Below are 1,370 nucleotides of genomic sequence, written 5' to 3' on the forward strand. Positions count from 1 at the left end.
CTCGCCTCGAACGGTGCTCTCACCGGAACGCCGACCACGGCGGAGACGGCCAACTTCACCGTCACCGCGACCGACGCCAACAGCGACACCGGCAACGCCGCCTACTCCATCCAGATCGATGCGGCGCCGGTGGTCATTGCGCTCACGCCGGCGGCGGGAAGCCTCGCCAATGGCGAGGTCGGAACTGCCTACAGCCAGACCTTCTCCGCCTCCGGCGGCACCGGGCCCTACACCTATGCGGTCACCGCAGGCGCCCTGCCCGACGGGCTCACCCTCGCCTCGAACGGCGCCCTCACCGGCACCCCGACCACGGCGGAGACAGCCAGCTTCACCGTCACCGCGACCGACGCCAACAGCGACACAGGCAACGCCGCCTATTCCATCCAGGTCGATGCCGCGCCGGTGGTCATTGCGCTCACGCCGGCGGCCGGCAGCCTCGCCAATGGCGAGGTCGGAACCGCCTACAGCCAGACCTTCACGGCCTCCGGCGGCACCGGGCCCTACACCTATGCGGTGACCGCAGGCGCCCTGCCCGACGGGCTCACCCTCGCCTCGAACGGTGCTCTCACCGGCACCCCGACCACGGCGGAGACCGCCAACTTCACCGTCACAGCGACCGACGCCAACAGCGACACCGGCAACGCCGCCTATTCCATCCAGGTCGATGCCGCACCTGTCACCATCACCTTGAACCCGGCGGCCGGAAGCCTCGCCAATGGCGAGGTCGGAACCGCCTACAGCCAGACCTTCACCGCCTCCGGCGGCACGAGCCCCTATACCTATGCGGTGACCGCAGGCGCCCTGCCCGACGGCCTGACCCTCGCCTCGAACGGTGCTCTCACCGGAACGCCCACCACGGCGGAGACGGCCAACTTCACCGTCACCGCGACCGATGCCAACAGCGACACCGGCAATGCGGCCTATTCCATCCAGGTCGATGCGGCGCCGGTGGTCATTGCGCTCACACCGGCAGCCGGCAGCCTCGCCAATGGCGAGGTCGGAACCGCCTACAGCCAGACCTTCACGGCCTCCGGCGGCACCGGGCCCTACACCTATGCGGTGACCGCAGGCGCCCTGCCCGACGGCCTGACCCTCGCCTCGAACGGCGCCCTCACCGGTACGCCGACCACGGCGGAGACGGCCAGCTTCACCGTCACCGCGACCGACGCCAACAGCGACACCGGCAACGCTGCCTATTCGATCCAGGTCGATGCCGCGCCGGTGGTCATTGCGCTCACGCCGGCGGCCGGCAGCCTTGCCAATGGCGAAGTGGGTACCGCCTACAGCCAGACCTTCACGGCCTCCGGCGGCACCGGGCCCTACACCTATGCGGTGACCGCAGGCGCCCTGCCCGACGGCCTGACCCTCGC

At 70.3% G+C, this 1,370-nt stretch carries 1 protein-coding gene; it reads left to right on the plus strand.

Going from position 1 to position 1,370, the window contains the following annotated elements; translation table 11 throughout:
- Window positions 1–1,370, plus strand: a 1,370-nt coding sequence (locus tag ACVJ6E_RS21730; protein WP_491676531.1) for a beta strand repeat-containing protein, incomplete at both ends; no start/stop codon positions are given.

It is taken from the genome of Stappia sp. G46H5W (assembly GCF_058448995.1).